Origin of the sequence: Kluyvera sp. CHPC 1.2972 (assembly GCF_036759925.1) — a bacterium.
Classification (GTDB): Bacteria; Pseudomonadota; Gammaproteobacteria; order Enterobacterales; family Enterobacteriaceae; genus Kluyvera.
In genome coordinates, this window is sequence record NZ_JAPKIB010000011.1 from 111,803 (window position 1) to 134,164 (window position 22,362).

The following is a 22,362-nucleotide window of genomic DNA, read 5'->3' on the forward strand; positions in this document are numbered from 1 at the left end:
TTATCAAAACGTGGGTTGCAGATTACTCAGCAACAACGTTGATGATAACTTTAGCGAACACTTCGCTGTGAACCTGGAAGTCCACTTCGTGCTCACCAGTGGTACGCAGAACGCCGTTCGGCAGACGAACTTCGCTCTTAGCAACTTTAACGCCAGCTGCAGTTACAGCGTCAGCGATGTCGCGAGTACCGATGGAACCGAACAGTTTACCTTCGTCGCCTGCTTTAGACGCGATGGTTACGGATTCCAGTGCATTGATCTGCGCAGCACGAGCTTCAGCAGCAGACAGAACGTCAGCCAGTTTGGCTTCCAGTTCAGCGCGGCGTGCTTCGAAGAATTCAACGTTTTTCTTGGTAGCAGGAACAGCTTTACCCTGTGGTACCAGGAAGTTACGAGCGTAGCCCGCTTTAACGTTAACCTGATCACCCAGGCTACCCAGGTTTGCTACTTTATCAAGCAGAATAACTTGCATTACCTTATCCTCTTAAAGTCGTTAATAGACAGCGGCCGATTACTGATGACGATCGGTATACGGCAGCAGGGACAGGTAGCGAGCGCGCTTGATGCAGCGAGCCAGCTGACGCTGGTATTTTGCACGAGTACCGGTGATACGGCTCGGGACAATTTTACCGCTTTCGGTAATGTAGTTTTTCAACGTTGCGATGTCTTTGTAATCGATCTCAACAACGCCTTCCGCGGTGAAACGGCAGAACTTGCGACGACGGAAATAACGTGCCATATGGCTAGTCTCCAGAATCTATCAATTCAATCTGCTCGGCATGCAGAACCATTTTGCTCAGGCCATTCTTTGCTTTGTGGCAACAGATAAAACCCTGAACGGTGACTGCACTACCGACCGTTATACTGTGAGTAATGGCCTGGTTTTCGTGTCCGCTAATAATAACGGGCATTTGGCACCACGCCTGCCGGTGAAAACCGGCTTCCTCCTGCACAGAACGATGCTCAAGCACGAACTGGCAATGAGGAATTCCTGATGGGCTGACCTTGCGAAGCGGTGTTCTGCACACTGTGCCGGATAACACCAGACGATTGGTCATCAGAAATTACTCTTCAGAATCCCCAGCTTCAGCATCATCTGAGGTTTCGTTTGCGAAATCATCGCGACGTTCACGACGCTCGTCTTTCGCTTTAACCATCGGAGACGCTTCGGTAACAGCGTGCTTAGTACGCATAACCATGCTGCGGATAACGGCATCGTTGAAGCGGAAGTTAGTTTCCAGCTCATCGATCACTTCCTGCGGCGCTTCAACGTTCAGCAGAACGTAGTGAGCTTTGTGCAGTTTGTTGATCGGGTAAGCCAGCTGACGGCGGCCCCAGTCTTCCAGACGGTGGATCGTGCCTTCTGCTGCAGTGATTGCACCAGTGTAGCGCTCGATCATACCCGGAACCTGTTCGCTCTGGTCAGGATGGACCATAAAAACGATTTCGTAATGACGCATCGAATTGCTCCTTACGGATTATTCAGCCTCCTGTCTGGGTCAGCCGAGGCCCATGGAGGCAAGGAACGTGTTAAAGGTCGGCTGAAAAATGACGCGTAATAATACTTGCCAGCCCCGGGAAACTCAAGCTGATTGCGCAAAAAATTCACACAAAACGCAAAGTCGAACTAAGTCAGTGATTTAAAATTAAACAGCCCCGAATGCGGCAATTTTTTGAACAACAGCATCAGAAAAGGTCGCCATACACTTGCCAAAGACCGATTACAATTAAGTCAGTAGTCAACCACAGCAAGAGGAGAGCCCCCGCGTTAGCGCCAGGACTGTCAGTAAGGAGTCGAGTATGAAATCTATCGTCATTGCCGCAATGGCTGTGTTACTGGCAAGCGCCAGCGCACAGGCTGCCATTAAGATCGATGGCCATCAGGCACGTAACATGGACGATGTTCAGAGCCTGGGGGTTATCTATATCAACCATAATATCGCCACTGAGCAAGAGGCCGACCAGGCGCTCAGTCAGGAGAGCGATGTTCAGGGGGCGAAATACTTCCAGCCCATCCTGATACATGAACCCGGAAGCAACGGTTTGATCCACGCGAGCGCTGCGCTCTATCGCTAATCCCGTGCTTCGTTCTTCGCCCCCACCCCGAGGGCGAAGAACGCCAGTCGTAAAAGGCTCCGGAATCAGACCAGTAACATCCCGAAGGCGTACAAATCCCGGAGCATATTTTTGGGTAAACGGTCACTGCCCGTAATAGGCGTTCGGCCCATGCTTACGCATAAAGTGTTTGTTCATCAGGTAGCGGTCGATCGGGCTAAGCGCCGGGTTGATACCGCGCGCGATCCACGCCATTCTTGCCACCTCTTCCATCACCACCGCGTTATGCACCGCGTCGTGTGCGTCTTTCCCCCAGGCAAACGGGCCATGCTGGTACACCACAATTCCCGGTGTATGCAATGGCTCAATGTCACCCAGCGTCTCGATGATCACCTTGCCGGTGTTCAGCTCATATTCGCCCTGCACTTCAGCTTCGGTTAATGCTCGAGTACAGGGAATATCGCCAAAGAAATAGTCCGCATGGGTAGTGCCGAGTGCAGGAATGGCCAGGCCGGCCTGCGCCCACGCGGTCGCATGCGTGGAATGGGTATGCACTACGCCGCCGAGCGACGGGTAGCGGCGATACATGGCCAGGTGCGTCGCGGTGTCGGAAGAAGGACGATAGCGCCCTTCAACCACGTTGCCATCCATATCCACAACGACCATGTCATCCACGGTCATGCTCTCATACGCCACCCCGCTGGGCTTAATCACCACCCGACCGCGTTCACGGTCGATAGCGCTGACGTTGCCCCAGGTAAAGGTCACCAGACCATAGCGCGGCAAATCCATATTGGCATCAAACACCTGCTGTTTTAGCTTTTGCATTATGCCGCCTCCACCAGCCCGGCGCGGGCCATTCTGGCCTTCACCCAATCGCGCGCTTTTGCCACTTCACGCGTCGGGTCGTCCGAGGTTTCACTCCACATCTCAATCAGATACGGACCGCAGTAGCCGCTCTCGCGCAGCGTTTCAAAGCAGCGTTCGAAATCGACAACGCCTTCACCAAAGGGAACGTTTTTAAAGACGCCCGGTTTGGTGTCTTTCACGTGCACGGCGACGATATGCCCGATTCCAGCCTGCAACTCCATCTGTACGTCGTTATCCCACGCCGACAGGTTGCCGATGTCCGGGTAAAGCTGGAACCACGGGTTATTCAGGTAGTGTGCGTAGCCGAGCGCCTTGCTGATGGAGTTCATCAATGGGTAATCCATAATCTCCATCGCCAGCGTCACCTGCGCGCGGCTGGCCATTTCAACGCTCTCCTTCAGGCCGTCGCGAAAACGCCGACGCGTCTCGTCATTCGCCTGTTGGTAATAGACGTCGTATCCTGCCAGTTGAATCACCCGGATACCGATATCCTGCGCGAAGCGGATGGCTTTACGCATAATCTCCAGCCCCTGGTTGCGAACGTCGTCATCTTCACAACCCAGCGGGAAGCGGCGATGGGCACTCAGGCACATCGACGGCACCCGCACGCCAGTTTCCGCAATTGCGCTTACCAATGCCAGGCGCTGCTCGCGGCTCCAGTCGAGGCGCGATAGACGCTCGTCAGTTTCATCCACCGACATTTCAACGAAATCAAAACCCAACTCTTTTGCCAGACGCAGGCGCTCCAGCCAGCACTCCCCGGCAGGGAGCGCTTTTTCATAGATGCCAAGCGGTGTCTGTTTCGACAACATAACCGCTCCTTAGCCCCAAAGCTGAGCAATAGAGCGCTTAAACTGACGCGCAGCTTCTACTGGAGACGCCGCATCACGAATGCTACGGCCGGCAATAAAGACGTGAATAGGAATGCCTGCAAACAGCGGCAGATCTTCCAGCGCCAGCCCGCCAGTGACGGTTACTTTAAAGCCCATCTCCGCCAGACGTTTGATGGCGCTGATATCCGCCTCGCCCCACGCCACACCGGCTGCCTGCGCATCGCGGCTGCGGTGATAGACCACCTGCTGAATGCCCGCATCACGCCACTCTTTGGCTTGTTCCCAGGTCCAGTAGCCGGTCAGTTCAATTTGCACGTCGCCGTTAAACTCTTTTGCCACGTCCAGCGCGCCTTTAGCGGTGTTAATATCCGCACAGCAGATGACGGTGACCCAGTCGGCGTTAGCTTCAAAACACATGCGCGAGAGGATTTTGCCCGCATCGGCAATTTTGGCATCGGCCAGCACGATTTTATGCGGGTACAGCGCCTTAAGGTCGCGCACCGCGCGCACCCCTTCGCCGACGCAAAGGATGGTGCCAACTTCAATGATATCTGCCTCTTCCGCAATCAGGCGGGTGGTTTCGTAGGCATGGGACAGCGTCTGGTTATCCAGCGCAACCTGCAACATCGGTAATGACATATTCAATTCCTTCTTAAGCTGTCGCCGCCAGGGTGGCGCTATCGATTAAATCCAACACTTCCTGCTCGCTGCGGCAGGCGCGTAAACGGTCGAAATTGGCTTCATCTTCAAACAGATTGACGATCTGCATGATGCCCTCTTCCTGATGGGTACGAGCATCGACCGCCGCCAGGGTGATGAGAATATCGACCGGGTCGTTGTCTTCGTGGTTAAACACCATCGGCGTTTTCAGGGTGACCAGCGCAAAGCCGTTTTTCTTCACCCCTTCTTCCGGGCGGCCGTGCGGCATCGCCAGACCTGGGGCAATCACGAAGTACGGGCCAAAACGCTCAACGCCATCTAGGATCGCCTGGAAGTAGCGCGGTTCGACCACACCAGCCTCCACCAGCAGGTCCACGCCCACTTTGACCGCCTCCTGCCAGCTATTGGCTTCCGCCTGCAGGCGGATAGATTTATTCTCCGCCAATGAATCACGTAGCTTCATGGGTTGTCCTTACTTCACGTCTTTCGGGAAATGCGCGCTGATGACTTCCATCAGCTTCGGACCGAAGTCGGCCGCCGAGAGCATATTGCGCACGCCCACCACGTATTTGTTGCCGGAGACGGTGATTTCGCTCGCCACGTGGGTGGAGGCGATAATGATGTCGGCCCCGCTCAACTCGCTTTTGTATTCACCCACCGCGCAGCTGTTCACCGTGTGATCAACACCCTGCTCTTTGAGGAACTGGTCGACTTTCATCTTCATAATCATGGAGCTGCCTTGCCCACAACCACATACAGCCAGGATACGTACGGTCATAATCAACACTCCTTAGTGAGCAGAAACTTCTGCCATTTGTTTTTCCGCATCTTCTTCGGCGCGCAGGGTGCGGCCAGCGAAGAACATATAAGCCAGGGCAATCACGATGATGACGGCCATGAAAATCAGTCCGATGGAGGCAAATCCCTGCATCATCGGCGGTGCCAGAATTGACCAGTCGGCCATCCCCATCCAGGCGCTCATGCCGGTCAGTTTCACCGCCCATACGCAGCCGAAGATTTCGATCATCCCCATCACCAGGCAAATTTTGAGCGCCGCGCGCCAGCCGCCGAAGTGGTTGGCAAAGACGCCGATGGTGGCGTTGGAGAAGAACATTGGGATAAAGCCCGGAATAATCAGAATGGAAGAGCCGCAGCCGACCAGAATACCCACGGCAATCAGCTGGCCGATGGTGCCCCACATAAAGCCCCATACGACGGCGTTTGGCGCGAAGCTATAGATGGCGGCGCAGTCAATCGCCAGGACGGCACCGGGGATCAGACGCTGAGAGATACCGTTAAAGGCTTCGGACAGCTCGGCGACGAACATACGCACGCCCTGGGTGATGATGAAAATCGCCACCGCAAACGAGAAGCCGGTTTGCAGAATGTAGATGGTCCAGTGGGTTTTCCCGGCCATCGCCTGCACCACGTCCAGACCGAACGACAGCAGAATCGCACCGAAAAAGACCGTCATCACAATGGCGGTGGAGACAATGTTGTCGTGGAAGATATTGAGCCAGCCCGGCAGCTTCAGATCCTCCACGCTCTCCTCTTTCTTACCGAGGAACGGCGCAACCTTATAGGCAATCCATGAAGCAAACTGCTGCTGGTGACCGATGGAGAAGCCGCAGTTGTCCGTCACTTCCTGCGTCGGCTTGTACATCATGTTGGAGGTAATGCCCCAGTAGAGCGACACCAGCACCGCGGTGCAGATAATGGTGGTCCACATGGAGTAACCGCAGATATAGAAGAACACCGCAATCAGCCCGGCCTGCTGGAACATGATGTGCCCGGTGAGCATGATGGTGCGGATCCCCGTAATACGCCGCAGCAGCACATAGCAGATGTTCAGCGCCAGCGCTAACAGCACCGCATATCCCACCCAGCTATAGGCATCGCCCATGCGTTCGATGGTTGCCATCATTGAGGCGTAGGTATCAGAGATGGCACCGTTGATGCCGTAGACCTCGGACATCTTTGCCACCACCGGTTTGAAGGTGCTGGTCAGGATGCCGGACCCCGCCTGCAGCAGCATAAAGCCGATAATCGTCTTGATGGTGCCTTTGATAATCACGCTGACGCTTTTGCGCAGCAGGATATAGCCGAGACAGGTCACGATACCCAGCAGCAGCGGGGCGTTGGTCATCACCTGATTAAAAAAGACGGTAAAGATGTTGTAGAGGATCTCCATAACGCTCTCCGATAAATGAAGTGGCTGAACCAGCAACCCTGCTCAGCGGTGGTGTGACACACTCTAATAATCAAAAATAATCACAACAAGATGTAATTTGATTAAATGTGACGCGCGCCGCAATAATAAGCGCATTTAAAGCATGGAATTAATAACCATTCAAAAAACATTAAATTAAATCAATAAAATCAAACATGTAGAAATAAAACAGAGATTAACAATTTTTGATTTATGGTTACTAGCCATTGATAACGCCTCCTCATACGTCAAAAATCATTATTGCAATAATGAAAAAACGGTGACAGTATCAATCACAACAAATCACAATATGATTATTTATGACGATTTAAGAGGAAAACACGATGAGTAAAGTTGAAACCATCTCGCGAGAATCCTGGATCCTGAGCACCTTCCCGGAGTGGGGTAGCTGGCTGAATGAAGAGATCGAGCAGGAGCAGGTCGCGCCGGGCACTTTTGCGATGTGGTGGCTGGGCTGCACCGGTATCTGGCTGAAATCACAGGGCAGCACCAACGTCTGCGTCGATTTCTGGTGCGGTACGGGGAAACAAAGTCACGGCAACCCGCTGATGAAGCAGGGTCATCAGATGCAGCGCATGGCGGGGGTGAAAAAATTACAGCCGAATCTGCGCACCACGCCGTTTGTGCTGGATCCGTTCGCTATCCGCGAGATCGACGCCGTGCTGGCGACTCACGATCATAACGATCATATCGATGTGAACGTGGCGGCGGCCGTCATGCAGAACTGCGCGGACGATGTGCCGTTTATCGGCCCACAAACGTGCGTCGATCTGTGGGTGGGCTGGGGCGTACCGAAGGAACGCTGCATCGTGGTGAAACCGGGCGACGTGGTGAAGGTAAAAGATATTGAAATTCATGCGCTTGATGCCTTCGACCGCACCGCACTGATTACGTTGCCTGCCGATCAAAAAGCCGCTGGCGTCCTGCCGGACGGTATGGATGCGCGCGCCGTAAACTACCTATTCAAAACGCCGGGCGGCACCCTGTATCACAGCGGTGACTCCCACTACTCTAACTACTACGCCAAACACGGCAACGAGCACCATATCGACGTGGCGCTGGGCTCCTACGGCGAGAACCCGCGTGGGATCACCGACAAAATGACCAGCGCCGATATGCTGCGTATGGCCGAAGCGCTGAACACCAAAGTGGTGATCCCTTTCCACCACGATATCTGGTCAAACTTCCAGGCCGATCCGCAGGAAATTCGCGTGCTGTGGGAGATGAAAAAAGACCGCCTGAAATACGGATTCAAGCCGTTTATCTGGCAGGTTGGTGGCAAGTTTACCTGGCCGCTGGATAAAGATAACTTCGAATATCACTATCCGCGCGGCTTCGACGATTGCTTTACCATTGAGCCGGATCTGCCGTTTAAATCGTTCTTGTAATTGCGCATGCCCGGCGTCGCTGCGCTCGGTCGGGCTACGCATTCCCCGGTAGCCCGGCCGAGCGCAGCGACGCCGGGGAACGCTCTCCCCCGCATATACTTTTAGTATTTTGGCTATTTTTCAAATATCATCTTTAATCATCATTTTTTTTCGGATTAGCTCATGACGGAAGCGCAAAGACATCAGATTCTACTGGACCTGCTGGCGCAAGCGGGTTTTATAACAGTAGAGCAGGTGATTTCCCGTCTGGGGATCTCACCTGCCACCGCCCGCAGGGACATCAACAAGCTTGATGAAAGCGGCAAGCTGAAAAAAGTGCGCAACGGCGCCGAGGCCGTTAACCAGCAGCGCCCACGCTGGTCACCAATGAACATTCACCAGGCACAAAATCACGACGAGAAAGTCCGCATCGCGAAAGCGGCGTCGCAGCTGGTGACGCCCGGTGAAAGCGTGGTGATCAACTGCGGATCGACCGCTTTCCTGGTCGGCCAGGAGATCTGCGGTAAACCGGTGCAGATCATCACCAACTACCTGCCGCTGGCAAATTACCTTATCGATCAAGAGCACGACAGCGTGATCATTATGGGCGGGCAGTACAACCGTAGCCACGCCATCACGCTCAGCCCACAGGGCAGTGAAAACAGCCTGTACGCCGGGCACTGGATGTTTACCAGCGGCAAAGGGCTGACGGCGGAAGGGTTGTACAAAACCGACATGCTCACCGCCATGGCAGAACAGAAAATGCTGAACGTGGTGGGTAAACTTGTCGTACTGGTCGATAGCAGCAAAGTCGGCGAACGGGCGGGCATGCTGTTCAGCCGCGCCGATGAGATCGATCTGCTGATCACCGGCAAGCAGGCTGACCCGGAGATCCTCAAGAAACTTGAGGATCAGGGCGTGAAGGTCATCCGCGTTTAAAGATGCTGGCGGAAAAAGGCCACCGTACTGTCCAGCGCTTCAGGCGTAATACGGTGGCGAACGCCCGCCTGCCAGATGCAGGTAAGATGCTCGTCCAATCCGGACTCACGCAGCGCCTGCTGTAGGCGGAACGTCTCCCCCGCTGGCACCACGTCATCTTCCTCTCCATGCCAGAGCAGCAAGGGCCGGTCCGCCAGACGCGCCAGCTGATGCCCTATATCCCACTTCGCCAGCGGTGCCAGAAGCCGCGCCTTCTCGATGGTGTTTGCTGCAGACGGTGGGAATAAGGTCTGGGAAAGCGAGGTGAAATAGCCCGACCCCATCAGGCTTGCTACGCACTTCAGCTCCGAATGCTGCGCCATTAGCCCCAGCGCGGTCATGCCGCCCATCGAGGCACCGGCCACCGCCAACCGCCCGTCGCTCACCAGCCCGCTGGCCAGCAGTGCATCGCGCAGCGCCGGGAACTCGGTGAAGTTCTGCACCAGAATCTGCCAGAAATGCTGTAACCGCTCAGCCCCATCACCGTTGAAGCGCTCCCCATGCTCGGCGGCGTTAGGCATCACCACCCGAAAGCCCGCCTGCGCCAGCGCCACGGCAAAATAGCTATAAACAACGTTCGACGAGGTGAAACCGTGATAAAACACTATGCTGGGAAGCGCCTTTTCACTACATCCCTTTGGGTAAGCATGCAAAACGTGCTGTCCTGCCAGGGTGCGCATTTCCAGTTCAATCATGAGTTATCTCCTTTAGCGATGCTGAGATGGCATACGAAAATTGATGCAGTATGATGACGACAATACCCCTGATTTATAACATTGAGAACCCGGTTACGGAATCGTGATATTTTCATTCGAAAATAGCGCTATGGTTAACAAATCAGGAACATTCGCCTAAAGCGAAATGCTTTCCCCACTACACTATGACTATCAGGAAACGGGAAATGGCTAAACGACGGGTTATCCCACTGTTGCTGGCGCTCTTGTTGAGCGGTTGTACCATTCTGGAAGGCACCCCTGAAGCGCCTCCACCGGTCACCGACCATCCACAAGAAATACGCCGCAACCAGACGGAAGGTTTGCAGCGCATGGGTACGGTTAGTGCGTGGGTGTTGGGCTCACCGATGGATGTTGAAGCGTCTATCAAAGAGAAAGTCACCGCGCAAAAGGCAGATTACTACGTGATAGTCATGATGGATGACACCGTAGTGCCGGGCCAGTGGTATGCGCAGGCCATCCTCTACCGTAAATAGTTTTATGAGCTTTACGTAGGTTTGCACCGTTTCACGTTTCCCTGATGCACAATGGCGCCTCTGTCTGGATACAGGATATGCGTCTGCTATGGACTGCCCCCACTGGGTTATGTGAAATGGAGCTGACGATGAAACAAACACTTACCTTATCTACCCTGCTTTTGTCAGGCGGCAGCCATGCCGCGGCGGCGCAATCTGCAGAGTTCGCCAGCGCAGACTGCGTAACGGGGCTAAATGAAATTGGGCTGATTTCGGTGAATAACGTCACTGGAAGCCTGGAAGATGTCGAACAGGTCATTGCTCGTAAGGCGGATGAACAGGGCGCTTCCTGGTATCGTATTGTGCAGATGTATGAAGAGCCCCAGCAGGACAACTGGCGCGCACAGGCGATTATCTATGCCTAATACTCGTCACTAGTGGAAGAAGCGTTACGTTCGTCGCGCCTCTTCCACCCGCTTCTATTGCCTATCGTCCTCCGCCCGTCGCCCGACACAGCAGATCATTCATCACCGCTTCGCTCAGCAACGCCCCGCCTCGCGGATCCAACATCATTCGACACCAGGCCTGAGCCATCGGCGGCGACGTATGACGCAGCATCTGCGCACCAACGCCCAGCAGGTAAAGCTGATGCGTGATTTCACGTCCCTGAGATTCGGAAGGTTTACGCAGCCGCTGCTGCAGCTGCCGCCAGTGCCGGTCAAAATGACGATCCTGGCCTTTCACCTCATTGCATTCGGCCACCAGCAGCGACACCGCGTCAGGCTGCTTCACCAACACCCGCAGCACATCGAGGCACATGATATTGCCCGAACCTTCCCAGATACTGTTCACCGGCATCTCCCGGTACAGGCGCGGCAACTCACTCTCTTCGCAGTAGCCAATCCCGCCCAGCACTTCCATCGCCTCCGCCACGAACGGAATACCCGCCTTGCAGATGGCAAACTTGGCCGCTGGGGTGAAAAGGCGCGCCCACAACATCTCCTGCGGCTGATGCTGCTGACCCCAGGCGCTGGCGAGACGGAACATAAACGCGGTCTGCCCTTCCAGCTGGAGCGCCATTTTCCCCAGCACCTGGCGCATCAGCGGCAGGTCGACAAGGTTACGGCCAAACGCCTGACGCTGGAAGGCGTGGTACAGCGCCACTGATAACGCGCGACGCATCAGACTATGGCTGCCCAGTGCGCAGTCAAAGCGCGTTAGCCCGCCCATTTTGAGGATTTGCCGGATACCGTCACCCTCTTCACCCAGCGGCCAACCGAACGCCTGCTGAAACTCCACTTCGCTGCTGGCGTTGGCGCGGTTGCCGAGCTTGTCTTTCAGCCGCTCAAGGCGAATCGCATTGCGGGTGCCGTCAGGCAGCAGGCGCGGTACAAAGAAGCAGGTTAACCCGCCGCTGGCCTGCGCCAGCACCAGATGCGCGTCACTTTGCGGCACCGAATAGAACCATTTATGTCCGGTAAGCTGATAGCTGCCATCCTCCAACCGTTCTGCCCGCGTGCTGTTGCTCAGCACGTCCGAGCCGCCCTGCTTTTCGGTCATCCCCATGCCGATCAGAAGCCCGCGTTTCTGCGCGCCAGGCAACTGGTGTGGGTCATAGCGATCGCTGAGCAGGGCCGATCGCCAGTCGGCAAAAAGCGGCGGCAGCGTTTTTAACAGCAGCGGCGTGGCGGCAAAGGTCATGGTGATGGGGCACAGCGTGCCGGCTTCCACCTGCGCATGCAGCATAAAGCGCGCGGCGCGGGCGACAAACGCCCCGCTGCGGGTCTCTTCCTCCCAGGGAAGATTATGCACCCGGTTAGCGCAAAGCCCCTGCATCAGCAGATGCCAGGCGGGATGAAAGCGAACGTCATCAAGCCGCTGCCCTTGGGGATCGTAGCGTAATAGTTCAGGAGGATGGGCGTTGGCGAGTCTGCCAAGCTCCAGCGACTCGGCGGTGCCGAGCTGTTGGCCGATGCTCGCCAGCAGTTCGCTGTCCCAGCCGGCATCATGGCGGGCAACCGCGTCACGCAGCGCAACGTCAGATAGGAAAAGGTTACTGTTATTTAAGGGGATAGGTTGATTAAAAACGGTATGTGTTTGCCAGTTCATTGTGTCTCCCTCCGTCAATGGGCAACCTGTTAAGTATGGACGGTCAGGGAAGATGCACAATAAAAAAGCCACCCGAAAGGGTGGCCTGGGTGCAGAACCCGGTGGCGCTTCGCCTGGACGGGCTATCGAATGGTAGCCCGGGCGAGGCGTTTACGCCGACCCCCGGGAACGGTGTATTAGCTGCGCTGACGCACCGCTTCAAACAGGCAGATGCCGGTTGCCACGGAGACGTTCAGCGACGATACGGTGCCCGCCATCGGAATGCTGATCAGCTCATCGCAGTGTTCGCGAGTCAGACGGCGCATACCTTCGCCTTCTGCGCCCATCACCAGCGCCATCGCGCCGGTCATTTTACTCTGATACAGCGTGTGGGTCGCTTCACCAGCGGTGCCAACAATCCAGACGCTCTCCTCCTGCAGCATACGCATGGTACGCGCCAGGTTGGTTACGCGGATCAGCGGTACGCTTTCGGCGGCGCCGCAGGCTACTTTTTTCGCCGTCGCATTCAGCTGCGCCGAACGGTCTTTCGGGACGATAACCGCGTGCACGCCAGCGGCGTCAGCGCTACGCAGGCAGGCGCCGAGGTTGTGCGGGTCGGTCACGCCATCGAGGATCAGCAGGAACGGACTGTCGAGTGAAGCGATCAGATCCGGCAGATCGTTTTCCTGATACTGACGGCCCGGCTTCACGCGCGCGATAATGCCCTGGTGCACGGCACCTTCGCTTTTCTCATCCAGGAACTGACGGTTAGCCAGCTGAATCACCACGCCCTGCGCTTCGAGCGCATGGATCAGCGGCATCAGGCGCTTATCGTCGCGGCCTTTCAGAATAAAAACTTCCTGAAAACGTTCAGGCGCGCGCTCCAGCAGTGCCTGCACTGCGTGGATGCCGTAAATCATTTCACTCATTGAACATACTCGTTTGGGGCGGTGTGCGCCGGGTTAAATTAGGCCGTGAATCAAGGTCACTTGCGCCTATTATAACCGACAAAGCGCTCAAATCGACTTTTGTCCGCCCCGTAACGGGCAATTAAGCCAAATGCCGCTTTGCCTCCTGCCTCACCCGATGCAGGACGCGGTGCTTAATGTCGCTATACTGTGGATGTTCCGCCAAGGTTTCGATATCACGCTCAAACGGCAGCACGATCTCTTCGACAATCTTGCCCGGTTTTGCCGACATAATAAGAATGCGGTCAGCTAAAAACAGCGCCTCTTCCACATCGTGGGTCACAAAGAGCAGCGTGGTACTGGTAGAGAGCCAGGCTTCACGCAGCAGTTCTTGCATCATCAGGCGCGTCTGCGCATCCAGCGCGCCAAAAGGTTCATCCAGCAGCAGGACTTCCGGACCAGGAAGCCAGGCACGAGCCAGCGCAACTCGCTGTTTCATGCCCCCGGAAAGCTGCCAGGGAGCATGATGCTCAAAACCTTTTAGCCCCACCCGCTCAAGCCACATTTGCGCTTCAGCGTTCGTTTCCTCTTTTCGATGCTTGCCTAGCCGTGGTCCAAAGGTGACATTTTCTAACACCGACAGCCATGGAAATAGATTTGGCTGCTGGAAGATCATTCCACGATCGGGACCAGGTTGGCGGACCGTTTTTCCACTTGCCGCCACGCGTCCACGATCCGGTTTATTGAAACCCGCTACCAGATTGAGGATGGTCGATTTTCCGCAGCCAGAGGGGCCAAGCAGCACCACAAATTCACCTTGATGCAAAGTGAGGTTAATATCCTCCAGCACCGTAAACGGCTGTGGTTTTGCCGCAAAAGTGAGTGAAACGTTTTCCAGCGTAATTGCGCTCATTATTCTTTCCCCGCCCAGGGTACAAACAGACGCTGCAGCCCAAGCAGCAGCAGATCCAGAAGATAGCCAATGCCGCCTAGCAGCAGGATACCGAGCATGACAATATCGGTTCGCAGGTAGGAACTGGCATTGATCACCATCCAACCCAGACCCGAACTGGCCGCCACCATTTCGGCGGCAATCAGCGATGTCCAGCCGATGCCAATAGAGAGCCGGACAGTGGTAAAGAGATCCGGCAGCGCGTCCGGCATCACCACCTTCAGGAAGATTTGCTTACGCGATGCCCCCAGCGTTTGCGCCACGCGGATACGCGCTCGCCCAATACGCTCAACCGCTGCCGATGCTCCCACCACCACGCTCAAAAACGTGGCGATAAAGATCAGGAAGAATTTCGACGATTCGCCGATTCCCAGCCAGACCACCGCCAATGGGATCAACGCAATCTTAGGTAACGGTCGCAGGAACTGGACGAACGGGTTCAGCACCGCCGATAGCCCTTCTGACAACCCCATTAACAGCCCAAGCGGAATTCCGATGATAATCGCTGCCGCAAAAGCGCTTAGTGCCCGCGCCAGGCTAACGGCGATGTGCTCCCACAGCGGCACCTGGCGGTAACCATCTGCCAGCAGTTCTTCGGTGGTCAGGCCGATATCGGTGAGCGAGGGCAACAGCAGCGGGTCAACCCACTGCCGCATTGCCGCTACCTGCCAAAGGGTAAAAAAGACCGCCACCGACAGCACGCTGATGGCGATATGCTGGCTTAATCTCATTGCGCCGCCACCGCCGCATCTCGAATGTAGCGGGAGTTAATCGCGGTATCCCAGTTTACCGGAATATCACGCTGGCGAATTTCGCCAATACCGGCGAGGAAGTTCGATGTTTTGGTCAGTGCTTTGCCGATACCGCTGTCAGAGGTTTGCGTGCCGTTACCCAACCAGGCAGAGGTACCCTGCTGTGCCAGCGTTGGGTATTCCAGACCGCCCAGCGTATTCGCCGCCGTGGTCACCGGTGCACCAACCTCTTTTGCCACAATGGCCGCTGCGCGTTCAGGATCCTTGTTGAACTCATCGACCTTCTGCTGATGTACGCGCAGGAACGCGCTCACCGCCTGCGGGTACTGCTCAGCAAAGGCTTTACGCACCACGTAGTTGTTGTAAATCAGGTAACCATCTTTTTGCAGATCTTTAGTGGCGAACACCTGATGACCGCCGGAGACCTCCAGTTCCTGAGCAAATGGCGCCCAGACATAGCCAGCATCAATATCACCCCGTTTCCATGCCGCCACCATTTCTGCTGGACGCAGCGGCAACAGCGTAATTTTGCTGCGGTCTAACTTATTGACGCTGATGGCGGCCTCCAGGGCATACTGTGCTGTGGAGTTTGGCGGATAGGCTACGCGTTTGCCTTCGATATCACTGATTTTGCTAATTCCTTCTTTGCCAATCAGTCGTTCATAGCTGGCAATAACGCCCGATACGCCAATAATCTCTACCGGTAATTTGCGCACAATACCGGCGGTTGCCGGGCTCGAACCAAAATTGGCGATATCAATGGCGTTACTGGCGAAATAATTTAATGCATCAGCGCCAGAAGCAAACTGAACCCATTTCACTTTGCTGTTTAGCGCTTTATCTAAAGAGCCATCGGCTTTCGCCAGCATTAATACCTGGGAACCACCACTATATGCCACGCGAACTTCAGCCGGATTTTCAGCGAAGCTGATATTGGCCCATAAACCACCCGCAGCGATTAATAAGCTGAGTGTTTTTTTCATTTTATTTATCCTTTTAAAATAGCCTTTTTTAACCCGACACCTGGCCGGAAAGTAGGTAATAAGAATCTTATTGATGGGTCAGCCATAAAGACGAACATCGCTCCGCCAGCGCCTGCGACGGGTCGTAGGTCAAGTGCAGAAACGGCGCACGCACCGCTTTCAGTGCTACCGGCACTTCGGTACAAGCCAGCACCAGCTTCTGTGCCCCACGGGCAAACAATGCGCTAGCCTGACGCGCCAGTAGCTCCCCACCTTCTCGCAGCGCGCCGCGTTTGACGGCATAGCAGCCGGGAACAAACCATTCCCGTAGCTCCTCTGCCGTTGGCACCAGCGGCTCGATGTCCTGTGCGGCCAGTCTTTGCTGATACCAGCCTGCGTTGAGCGTCCCTTCTGTGGCAACAATCCCCACTCGCTGCGGGCGAACGGCCTGCTTTGCCAGTGCATCCAGGGTGGCATCAACAATATGCAGAATGGGGGCGTCACTCACTTCTGCTAGCGCAGCGTACCAGTGGTGTGCGGTGTTACAGGGGATCGCAATATGGCTTGCGCCCGCCTCATTAAGCTTCTTAATACCGTGAATCAGCTGCGGTAATGGCGAAGGGCCCAGGCCTGCCAGCGCCTTTTGTCGATCGGCTATTTGCGGCACGTTCCACACCACTGACGGCAGTTGCTGCTGATCGTTTCGTGCCGGTGTCGCCTCCAGCAGGCGGCGCTGAAAGTCGAGCGTGGCAAGCGGCCCCATACCACCGAGCACGCCCAACAGGAACGGGTTAGACATGCTCCAGCACCTGGCGATAGCCAAACAACCCCGCCGAGCCGCCAGTGTGAATAAACACCACGTTCTCGTCCTTACGGAAATGCCCCTGGCGGATAAGGTCGATAAGGCCTGCCATCCCTTTTGCTGAATACACCGGGTCGAGCAGAATACCTTCGTGTCGTGCCAGCAGCGTCAACGCCTCTAGCGTACCGGCGGTCGGCAGGCCGTAACCATCACCCACGTAGTCGCTATTGGCCACCACCGCATCGCGCGACAGCGCACCAGCCACGCCCAGCAACTCCAGCGTCCTTGATGCCAGGTTCCAGACGTTCTCTTCCTGTTTCGCTTTCGGCGCACGAACGCTGATCCCCAGCACCGGGATCTGGCTGTTGGTTGCGGTGAAACCCGCCACCAGGCCCGCCTGTGTGCCGGTGCTGCCAGTGGCGTGCACAACGTGGTCAATGCGTAGACGCTGCTGCGAAGACTGATAAAGCAGCTCTTCGGCGCAGGCGACGTAGCCCAACGCCCCAATAGGGTTAGACCCGCCACCAGGGATCACATAAGGGTTATGCCCCTGCTCACGAAGCGTTGCTGCGTAATCTTCCATCGCCTGCTGCATGTCGGTGCCACCGGGCAGATGAGCAACAATTTCGCCGCCGAGCAGCGTGTCGAGAAGGACATTGCCGTTATGCTGATAGTCATCACCAAAATCAGAAACGCGCTTTTCCAGCAGCGCTTTGGCTTTTAAGCCCAGACGCGCCGCACCGGCAATGGTCTGGCGCACATGGTTTGACTGCGTTGCACCCTGAGTGATCACCACATCAGCACGCTGCGCCAATGCATCAGCCAGTAAAAACTCCAGCTTACGGGTTTTATTTCCCCCACTCGCCAGACCTGTCGCATCGTCACGTTTGATCCATATTTGGGGGCCACCGAGGAGCTTGCTTAAATTATTTAATGGCTCAAGCGGCGTCGGGAAATGGCCAAGAGAAACTCTCGGGAAGCGGGCCAAGTGCATATATATTCCTTGCTCAATAAGAGGGCAACCTGAATCGTGAAATTCACTATACACATCTAACGAATATGGCTAATCAAAAAGAACAAATAAGGATTTCACAAAAACAACTAAGCAGGAAATAAGGGGTAGTTGCGGGAATATTCAGGCTGTTTCGGAATGTCTTACATCCAAAAAGAATAACCCCTTCCGGCTGGAAGGGGTTATTGAGGGAAGATTACTTCTCGGTGTTCTTCTTCGCAGCGCGCTTGGCTTTAGTTGCTGCGGCGATTTTCTGCGTTTTGGTTGAAGGCTTTTTGGCCTTCTTCGCCGCCCCTTTCTCGGTAGAAGCCGGTTTAGCTTTCGCTTTACCTTTCTTCTCGCCGCGGAAGGCGCTGTCCGGTTCGAAGTTAGTGCGCTTGCCCGCCTGACGACGACGACTGGCGCTCGGCTTGCCGCCGCTGCCTTTCTTCGCTTTCTCGCGTTCGGTTTTACCGACGTTACGCGGACCGCGCTCGCTGGAGATCAGCGAGAAGTCGATTTTACGCTCGTCCATGTTGACCGCTTCCACGCGCACTTCCACGCGATCGCCCAGACGGTAGGTCTGACCGCCAGATTCACCAATCAGACGCTGGCCGACCTGGTCAAAGCGATAGTAGTCGTTGTCCAGCGAGGAGACGTGAACCAGACCATCAATGAACAGTTCGTCCAGACGCACGAAGAAGCCAAAGCCGGTCACGCTCGCAATCACGCCGTTAAAGACGTTACCGACCTGATCCTGCATAAAGTCGCACTTCAGCCAGTCAGAAACATCACGAGTGGCTTCATCAGCGCGGCGCTCGGTCATCGAACAGTGCTGACCCAACTGCAGCATCTCTTCCATTGAATAATGGTAGCCGCCGGTGTCGGTGCTGTTGCCCTTATGACCCTGCTCTTTCGCCAGCAGATACTTGATGGCACGGTGCAGCGACAGGTCAGGATAACGACGAATCGGCGAGGTGAAGTGCGCATAGGACTGCAGCGCCAGGCCAAAGTGACCGCGGTTTTCCGGGTCATAGATAGCCTGCTTCATCGAACGCAGCAGCATGGTTTGCAGCATTTCAGCATCAGGACGGTCGGCGACGGATTCCAGCAGCTCGGCGTAGTCACGCGGCTCCGGTTTGTTGCCGCCAGGCAGTTCGAGGCCAAGTTCAGACAGCACCGAACGGAACGCGGTAATCGCTTCGGTCGTTGGCTTGTCGTGAATACGGAACAGCGCAGGCTCCTGAGCTTTCTCGACGAAACGCGCCGCCGAGATGTTCGCCATGATCATGCACTCTTCAATCAGTTTGTGCGCGTCGTTACGCTGGGTCTGCTCGATACGCTCAATGCGGCGTTCGGCGTTGAAGATGAACTTCGCCTCTTCGCTCTCAAACGAGATCCCGCCGCGCTCAGCGCGAGCCTGATCCAGCACTTTGTAGAGGTTATGCAGCTCTTCAATGTGTTTCACCAGCGGTGCGTACTGTTCACGCAGCTCCTGGTCGCCCTGCAGCATATGCCAGACCTTGGTGTAGGTCAGACGCGCGTGGGAGCTCATCACCGCTTCGTAGAATTTGAAGCCCGTTAAGCGCCCCTTCGACGAAATAGTCATTTCGCAGACCATACACAAGCGATCAACCTGCGGGTTCAGCGAGCACAGGCCGTTGGAGAGCACTTCCGGCAGCATCGGCACAACCTGCGTTGGGAAGTAGACCGAGGTACCACGGTTGCGCGCTTCGCCATCCAACGGCGTCGGTGGACGCACGTAGTAGCTGACGTCAGCAATGGCAACCCACAGGCGCCAGCCGCCACCGCGTTTTTTCTCGCAGTAGACCGCATCATCAAAGTCACGGGCGTCTTCGCCGTCGATGGTGACCAGCGGCAGGTCGCGCAGGTCTACACGACCCACTTTTGCCTCTTCAGGCACCTGCTCTTTCAGCCCGGCAACCTGTGCTTCCACCGCTGGCGGCCAGACGTAGGGAATTTCATGGGTGCGCAGCGCCATCTCAACGGCCATGCCGGTACCCATGTTGTCGCCCAGTACTTCAACGATTTTACCAATCGCTTTGGTACGGCGGGTTGGGCGCTGGGTCAGTTCGACCACCACCACAAAGCCCATGCGCGCGCCCATCACCGACTCAGGTGGGATGAGGATATCAAAGCTCAGGCGGCTGTCATCCGGGACCACAAAGCCCACACCGGCGTCGGTAAAGTAGCGGCCGACGATCTGCGCATTGCGCGGCACCAGTACGCGGACAATACGCGCTTCGCGGCGGCCTTTACGGTCCGCGCCCAGCGGCTGTGCCAGCACTTCATCGCCGTGCATGCACATTTTCATCTGTTCGCTCGACAGATACAGGTCATCTTTACGGCCTTCAACGCGCAGGAAGCCGAAGCCATCGCGGTGACCGATGACCATGCCTTTCAGCAGGTCGAGACGTTCCGGCAGCGCATAGCACTGGCGACGGGTAAAGACCAGTTGCCCATCGCGCTCCATAGCGCGCAGGCGGCGGCGCAGCGCTTCAATCTGCTCTTCGCCTTCAATATTGAGTTCGACGGCCAGTTCTTCACGGTTGGCCGGTTTTTCGCGTTTTGTTAAGTGTTCGAGGATAAATTCCCGGCTCGGGATAGGATTCGAATATTTTTCTGCTTCGCGTTCCAGGAAAGGATCTTTTGACATGTCGGTTCCTCCGTCATCATCGCTGCTGGCGGGAGTCGTTACTCCACCAGCAATAATTTATATAGCGGTTGATTCTTTTCAACCAAATCAGCCAGTGTGTAGTTATCCAACTCCTTGAGAAAACATTGCACGGCTTGAGCAAGTGCCTGTTTCAAACGACAGGCTGGCGTAATATGGCAAAATTCGCTGCTGCAGTTCACCAGCGATAACGGTTCGAGTTCGCGCACCACGTCTCCGACGCGGATGTCCTTGGCTGGTTTACCCAGACGGATCCCGCCATTTTTTCCCCGCACGGCCATCACGTATCCGGCGCGACTGAGCTGGTTGATTATTTTAACCATATGGTTACGCGACACGCCGTAGACCTCGGTTACCTCCGAGATGCTGGTCATGTTGCCTTCCGGCAGCGACGCCATATAGATCAGCGCACGTAGTCCATAATCGGTAAAACTTGTTAACTGCACATCAACCTCAGGAAAAAGGGGAAAAACAGGGTGAGCCTGTTGATATTAATTATATTGATGATAAACCAGCCAGCGACTGAGCCGCTAATTTATTTCAGTTCGGGAAGGAAAAAGCGAGGATTTAACGCACGATTAAGCCGGATGGTGACGCTTTGCGTCTTATCCGGCCTACCGAGTGAGTAGGCCTGATAAGCGCAGCGCCTGGTGGCGCTGCACGACGAACCAGAATTATGCGTCGAACGGGTCGCGCAGGATCATGGTTTCGGTACGGTCTGGACCAGTCGAAATAATATCGATCGGCACGCCGGTCAGTTCTTCAATACGCTTGATGTAGTCCAGCGCTGCCTGTGGCAGGCCGCTACGTTCCTTCACGCCAAAGGTGGTTTCAGACCAGCCCGGCATGGTTTCATAGATTGGCTCGATACCTTCCCAATCATCAGCTGCCAGCGGAGTGGTGGTCACTTCGCGGCCATCCGGCATGCGGTAGCCCACGCAGATCTTCACTTCTTTCAGGCCGTCCAGAACGTCCAGCTTGGTCAGGCAGAAGCCAGACAGGGAGTTGATCTGTACAGCGCGACGCACGGCAACGGAGTCCAACCAGCCGGTACGACGACGACGACCGGTAGTGGCGCCGTATTCGTTACCCTGCTTGCACAGGAACTCACCGATTTCATCAAACAGTTCGGTCGGGAATGGACCGGCACCCACGCGAGTGGAGTACGCTTTGATGATACCCAGTACGTAGTCAACATAGCGCGGGCCAAGGCCAGAACCGGTTGCTACGCCACCTGCGGTGGTGTTGGAAGAGGTCACGTACGGATAGGTACCGTGGTCGATATCCAGCAGCGTACCCTGCGCGCCTTCGAACATCACGAAGTCACCGCGCTGACGAGCCTGATCCAGCAGGTCAGAAACGTCAACCACCATGCTGGTCAGGATGTCGGCAACCGCCATCACATCGTCCAGCACTTTCTGGTAGTCAACCGCGTCAACTTTGTAGAAGTTCACCAGCTGGAAGTTGTGATATTCCATCACTTCTTTCAGTTTGTCGGCGAAGGTTGCTTTATCGAAGAGGTCACCCACGCGCAGACCGCGACGAGCCACTTTATCTTCGTAAGCAGGACCGATACCACGACCGGTAGTACCGATAGCTTTCGCACCGCGCGCTTTTTCGCGAGCGTTATCCAGCGCGACGTGATAGTCGAGGATTAACGGGCATGCTTCGGAAAGCAGCAGACGTTCGCGAACCGGGATACCACGGTCTTCCAGGCCTTTCATCTCTTTCATCAGCGCAGCCGGAGACAGCACAACACCGTTACCGATGATGCTGGTTACATTCTCACGGAGAATACCTGATGGAATAAGATGGAGGACGGTTTTTTCACCGTTGATTACGAGAGTATGGCCTGCGTTGTGACCACCCTGATAGCGAACAACATATTTTGCACGCTCAGTAAGAAGATCGACGATCTTCCCTTTACCTTCGTCACCCCATTGGGTGCCCAGTACGACGACGTTGTTACCCATTTTTCAAAATCACCGATTGCTTAAAAATGGATTCTACCATCGCTTTTTCAGATATAC

General features: G+C 55.5%; 26 protein-coding genes. 5 read left to right on the plus strand and 21 right to left on the minus strand.

What is annotated here, in order from left to right; genetic code table 11:
• Positions 1 to 22: 22 nt before the first annotated feature.
• Genes rplI through rpsF form a run of 4 tightly spaced genes read right to left on the minus strand, consistent with a single transcriptional unit; the run spans position 23 to position 1,460 of the window.
• Complete coding sequence (gene rplI, locus V6944_RS16770) at positions 23 to 472, minus strand: 50S ribosomal protein L9 (protein WP_064546889.1); 450 nt, start codon at positions 470 to 472, stop codon at positions 23 to 25.
• Positions 473 to 511: 39 nt separating this feature from the next.
• Complete coding sequence (gene rpsR / locus V6944_RS16775; protein WP_002210155.1) at positions 512 to 739, minus strand: 30S ribosomal protein S18; 228 nt, start codon at positions 737 to 739, stop codon at positions 512 to 514.
• A 4-nt stretch (positions 740 to 743) separates the two neighbouring features.
• Positions 744 to 1,058 carry a primosomal replication protein N gene (gene priB, locus V6944_RS16780; protein WP_062776065.1) on the minus strand — a complete coding sequence of 105 codons (315 nt, stop codon included), beginning with the start codon at positions 1,056 to 1,058 and terminating at the stop codon, positions 744 to 746.
• Between the two features lie 6 nt (positions 1,059 to 1,064).
• Positions 1,065 to 1,460: a 30S ribosomal protein S6 gene (rpsF, locus tag V6944_RS16785; RefSeq protein WP_035893279.1), complete on the minus strand. Its 396-nt coding sequence runs from the start codon at positions 1,458 to 1,460 to the stop codon at positions 1,065 to 1,067.
• A gap of 340 nt (positions 1,461 to 1,800) precedes the next feature.
• On the opposite strand from rpsF, the gene V6944_RS16790 reads away from it, so the two are divergent.
• The gene (locus tag V6944_RS16790) at positions 1,801 to 2,076 is read left to right on the plus strand and encodes a DUF1471 domain-containing protein (RefSeq protein ID WP_333499761.1); all 276 of its coding nucleotides are present in this window, start codon (positions 1,801 to 1,803) and stop codon (positions 2,074 to 2,076) included.
• Between the two features lie 123 nt (positions 2,077 to 2,199).
• On the opposite strand, the gene V6944_RS16795 is transcribed toward V6944_RS16790, so the two are convergent.
• Genes V6944_RS16795 through ulaA form a run of 6 tightly spaced genes read right to left on the minus strand, consistent with a single transcriptional unit; the run spans position 2,200 to position 6,609 of the window.
• A complete protein-coding gene (locus V6944_RS16795; RefSeq protein ID WP_333499762.1) occupies positions 2,200 to 2,883 on the minus strand; it encodes an L-ribulose-5-phosphate 4-epimerase in 684 nt (227 codons plus the stop codon).
• Complete coding sequence (locus V6944_RS16800) at positions 2,883 to 3,737, minus strand: L-ribulose-5-phosphate 3-epimerase (protein WP_333499763.1); 855 nt, start codon at positions 3,735 to 3,737, stop codon at positions 2,883 to 2,885. The genes V6944_RS16795 and V6944_RS16800 overlap by 1 nt, the downstream gene beginning before the upstream one ends.
• A 9-nt stretch (positions 3,738 to 3,746) precedes the next feature.
• Positions 3,747 to 4,397, minus strand: a complete 651-nt coding sequence (gene ulaD, locus V6944_RS16805) for a 3-keto-L-gulonate-6-phosphate decarboxylase UlaD (protein WP_333499764.1) — start codon at positions 4,395 to 4,397, stop codon at positions 3,747 to 3,749.
• A gap of 13 nt (positions 4,398 to 4,410) precedes the next feature.
• Positions 4,411 to 4,881 (minus strand): PTS ascorbate transporter subunit IIA, encoded by a 471-nt coding sequence (gene ulaC / locus V6944_RS16810; RefSeq protein WP_333499765.1) that lies wholly within the window; start codon positions 4,879 to 4,881, stop codon positions 4,411 to 4,413.
• A 9-nt stretch (positions 4,882 to 4,890) separates the two neighbouring features.
• Complete coding sequence (gene ulaB / locus V6944_RS16815; RefSeq protein ID WP_185669107.1) at positions 4,891 to 5,196, minus strand: PTS ascorbate transporter subunit IIB; 306 nt, start codon at positions 5,194 to 5,196, stop codon at positions 4,891 to 4,893.
• A 12-nt stretch (positions 5,197 to 5,208) separates the two neighbouring features.
• The gene (gene ulaA / locus V6944_RS16820) at positions 5,209 to 6,609 is read right to left on the minus strand and encodes a PTS ascorbate transporter subunit IIC (protein ID WP_185669106.1); all 1,401 of its coding nucleotides are present in this window, start codon (positions 6,607 to 6,609) and stop codon (positions 5,209 to 5,211) included.
• Positions 6,610 to 6,971: 362 nt separating this feature from the next.
• Between ulaA and ulaG the strand changes: the two genes are divergently transcribed.
• Positions 6,972 to 8,036 carry an L-ascorbate 6-phosphate lactonase gene (gene ulaG / locus V6944_RS16825; protein WP_333499766.1) on the plus strand — a complete coding sequence of 355 codons (1,065 nt, stop codon included), beginning with the start codon at positions 6,972 to 6,974 and terminating at the stop codon, positions 8,034 to 8,036.
• Between the two features lie 162 nt (positions 8,037 to 8,198).
• A complete protein-coding gene (ulaR, locus tag V6944_RS16830; protein WP_333499767.1) occupies positions 8,199 to 8,954 on the plus strand; it encodes an HTH-type transcriptional regulator UlaR in 756 nt (251 codons plus the stop codon).
• On the opposite strand, the gene yjfP is transcribed toward ulaR, so the two are convergent.
• Entirely contained in the window at positions 8,951 to 9,688 is a 738-nt protein-coding gene (gene yjfP, locus V6944_RS16835; protein WP_333499768.1) for an esterase, read from the minus strand. The two genes, ulaR and yjfP, sit on opposite strands and share 4 nt — an antisense overlap.
• A 206-nt stretch (positions 9,689 to 9,894) precedes the next feature.
• Between yjfP and bsmA the strand changes: the two genes are divergently transcribed.
• Both bsmA and yjfN read left to right on the plus strand, forming a co-directional pair.
• Positions 9,895 to 10,203: a biofilm peroxide resistance protein BsmA gene (gene bsmA, locus V6944_RS16840; protein WP_333499769.1), complete on the plus strand. Its 309-nt coding sequence runs from the start codon at positions 9,895 to 9,897 to the stop codon at positions 10,201 to 10,203.
• Between the two features lie 116 nt (positions 10,204 to 10,319).
• Entirely contained in the window at positions 10,320 to 10,607 is a 288-nt protein-coding gene (gene yjfN / locus V6944_RS16845; protein WP_305067772.1) for a DUF1471 family protease activator YjfN, read from the plus strand.
• A gap of 61 nt (positions 10,608 to 10,668) precedes the next feature.
• Here the strand turns inward: yjfN and V6944_RS16850 are convergent, their stop codons facing one another.
• From V6944_RS16850 to purA, 10 genes are all read right to left on the minus strand, one after another.
• Positions 10,669 to 12,291 (minus strand): isovaleryl-CoA dehydrogenase, encoded by a 1,623-nt coding sequence (locus tag V6944_RS16850; protein ID WP_333499770.1) that lies wholly within the window; start codon positions 12,289 to 12,291, stop codon positions 10,669 to 10,671.
• A 176-nt stretch (positions 12,292 to 12,467) separates the two neighbouring features.
• Positions 12,468 to 13,199 (minus strand): 23S rRNA (guanosine(2251)-2'-O)-methyltransferase RlmB, encoded by a 732-nt coding sequence (gene rlmB, locus V6944_RS16855; RefSeq protein WP_035893302.1) that lies wholly within the window; start codon positions 13,197 to 13,199, stop codon positions 12,468 to 12,470.
• 121 nt (positions 13,200 to 13,320) lie between these two features.
• A complete protein-coding gene (locus tag V6944_RS16860) occupies positions 13,321 to 14,091 on the minus strand; it encodes an ABC transporter ATP-binding protein (protein WP_333499771.1) in 771 nt (256 codons plus the stop codon).
• Complete coding sequence (locus V6944_RS16865) at positions 14,091 to 14,861, minus strand: ABC transporter permease (RefSeq protein WP_333499772.1); 771 nt, start codon at positions 14,859 to 14,861, stop codon at positions 14,091 to 14,093. Before V6944_RS16865 ends, V6944_RS16860 begins: the two co-directional genes overlap by 1 nt.
• Positions 14,858 to 15,865 carry a taurine ABC transporter substrate-binding protein gene (locus tag V6944_RS16870; protein WP_333499773.1) on the minus strand — a complete coding sequence of 336 codons (1,008 nt, stop codon included), beginning with the start codon at positions 15,863 to 15,865 and terminating at the stop codon, positions 14,858 to 14,860. Before V6944_RS16870 ends, V6944_RS16865 begins: the two co-directional genes overlap by 4 nt.
• Before the next feature lie 67 nt (positions 15,866 to 15,932).
• Entirely contained in the window at positions 15,933 to 16,643 is a 711-nt protein-coding gene (locus V6944_RS16875; RefSeq protein WP_333499774.1) for an aspartate/glutamate racemase family protein, read from the minus strand.
• On the minus strand, positions 16,636 to 17,640 hold the full coding sequence (locus V6944_RS16880; RefSeq protein ID WP_333499775.1) for a D-cysteine desulfhydrase: 1,005 nt from the start codon (positions 17,638 to 17,640) through the stop codon (positions 16,636 to 16,638). Before V6944_RS16880 ends, V6944_RS16875 begins: the two co-directional genes overlap by 8 nt.
• 214 nt (positions 17,641 to 17,854) lie before the next feature.
• Complete coding sequence (gene rnr / locus V6944_RS16885; protein ID WP_333499776.1) at positions 17,855 to 20,314, minus strand: ribonuclease R; 2,460 nt, start codon at positions 20,312 to 20,314, stop codon at positions 17,855 to 17,857.
• Positions 20,315 to 20,352: 38 nt separating this feature from the next.
• Positions 20,353 to 20,778 carry a nitric oxide-sensing transcriptional repressor NsrR gene (gene nsrR, locus V6944_RS16890; RefSeq protein WP_035893314.1) on the minus strand — a complete coding sequence of 142 codons (426 nt, stop codon included), beginning with the start codon at positions 20,776 to 20,778 and terminating at the stop codon, positions 20,353 to 20,355.
• Positions 20,779 to 21,006: 228 nt separating this feature from the next.
• On the minus strand, positions 21,007 to 22,305 hold the full coding sequence (purA, locus tag V6944_RS16895) for an adenylosuccinate synthase (RefSeq protein ID WP_333499777.1): 1,299 nt from the start codon (positions 22,303 to 22,305) through the stop codon (positions 21,007 to 21,009).
• Positions 22,306 to 22,362 lie beyond the last annotated feature (57 nt).

Bases quoted from the DNA above. Each gene is read 5' to 3' on its own strand.
- rplI (WP_064546889.1), bottom strand. From the start codon at position 472: ATGCAAGTTATTCTGCTTGATAAAGTAGCAAACCTGGGTAGCCTGGGT.
- yjfN (WP_305067772.1), top strand. From the start codon at position 10,320: ATGGAGCTGACGATGAAACAAACACTTACCTTATCTACCCTGCTTTTG.
- rpsR (WP_002210155.1), bottom strand. From the start codon at position 739: ATGGCACGTTATTTCCGTCGTCGCAAGTTCTGCCGTTTCACCGCGGAA.
- ulaB (WP_185669107.1), bottom strand. From the start codon at position 5,196: ATGACCGTACGTATCCTGGCTGTATGTGGTTGTGGGCAAGGCAGCTCC.
- V6944_RS16790 (WP_333499761.1), top strand. From the start codon at position 1,801: ATGAAATCTATCGTCATTGCCGCAATGGCTGTGTTACTGGCAAGCGCC.
- rnr (WP_333499776.1), bottom strand. From the start codon at position 20,314: ATGTCAAAAGATCCTTTCCTGGAACGCGAAGCAGAAAAATATTCGAAT.
- ulaD (WP_333499764.1), bottom strand. From the start codon at position 4,397: ATGTCATTACCGATGTTGCAGGTTGCGCTGGATAACCAGACGCTGTCC.
- rlmB (WP_035893302.1), bottom strand. From the start codon at position 13,199: ATGAGTGAAATGATTTACGGCATCCACGCAGTGCAGGCACTGCTGGAG.
- ulaR (WP_333499767.1), top strand. From the start codon at position 8,199: ATGACGGAAGCGCAAAGACATCAGATTCTACTGGACCTGCTGGCGCAA.
- V6944_RS16870 (WP_333499773.1), bottom strand. From the start codon at position 15,865: ATGAAAAAAACACTCAGCTTATTAATCGCTGCGGGTGGTTTATGGGCC.
- ulaC (WP_333499765.1), bottom strand. From the start codon at position 4,881: ATGAAGCTACGTGATTCATTGGCGGAGAATAAATCTATCCGCCTGCAG.
- V6944_RS16880 (WP_333499775.1), bottom strand. From the start codon at position 17,640: ATGCACTTGGCCCGCTTCCCGAGAGTTTCTCTTGGCCATTTCCCGACG.
- V6944_RS16795 (WP_333499762.1), bottom strand. From the start codon at position 2,883: ATGCAAAAGCTAAAACAGCAGGTGTTTGATGCCAATATGGATTTGCCG.
- purA (WP_333499777.1), bottom strand. From the start codon at position 22,305: ATGGGTAACAACGTCGTCGTACTGGGCACCCAATGGGGTGACGAAGGT.
- V6944_RS16800 (WP_333499763.1), bottom strand. From the start codon at position 3,737: ATGTTGTCGAAACAGACACCGCTTGGCATCTATGAAAAAGCGCTCCCT.
- rpsF (WP_035893279.1), bottom strand. From the start codon at position 1,460: ATGCGTCATTACGAAATCGTTTTTATGGTCCATCCTGACCAGAGCGAA.
- yjfP (WP_333499768.1), bottom strand. From the start codon at position 9,688: ATGATTGAACTGGAAATGCGCACCCTGGCAGGACAGCACGTTTTGCAT.
- ulaA (WP_185669106.1), bottom strand. From the start codon at position 6,609: ATGGAGATCCTCTACAACATCTTTACCGTCTTTTTTAATCAGGTGATG.
- priB (WP_062776065.1), bottom strand. From the start codon at position 1,058: ATGACCAATCGTCTGGTGTTATCCGGCACAGTGTGCAGAACACCGCTT.
- V6944_RS16850 (WP_333499770.1), bottom strand. From the start codon at position 12,291: ATGAACTGGCAAACACATACCGTTTTTAATCAACCTATCCCCTTAAAT.
- V6944_RS16875 (WP_333499774.1), bottom strand. From the start codon at position 16,643: ATGTCTAACCCGTTCCTGTTGGGCGTGCTCGGTGGTATGGGGCCGCTT.
- V6944_RS16865 (WP_333499772.1), bottom strand. From the start codon at position 14,861: ATGAGATTAAGCCAGCATATCGCCATCAGCGTGCTGTCGGTGGCGGTC.
- bsmA (WP_333499769.1), top strand. From the start codon at position 9,895: ATGGCTAAACGACGGGTTATCCCACTGTTGCTGGCGCTCTTGTTGAGC.
- ulaG (WP_333499766.1), top strand. From the start codon at position 6,972: ATGAGTAAAGTTGAAACCATCTCGCGAGAATCCTGGATCCTGAGCACC.
- V6944_RS16860 (WP_333499771.1), bottom strand. From the start codon at position 14,091: ATGAGCGCAATTACGCTGGAAAACGTTTCACTCACTTTTGCGGCAAAA.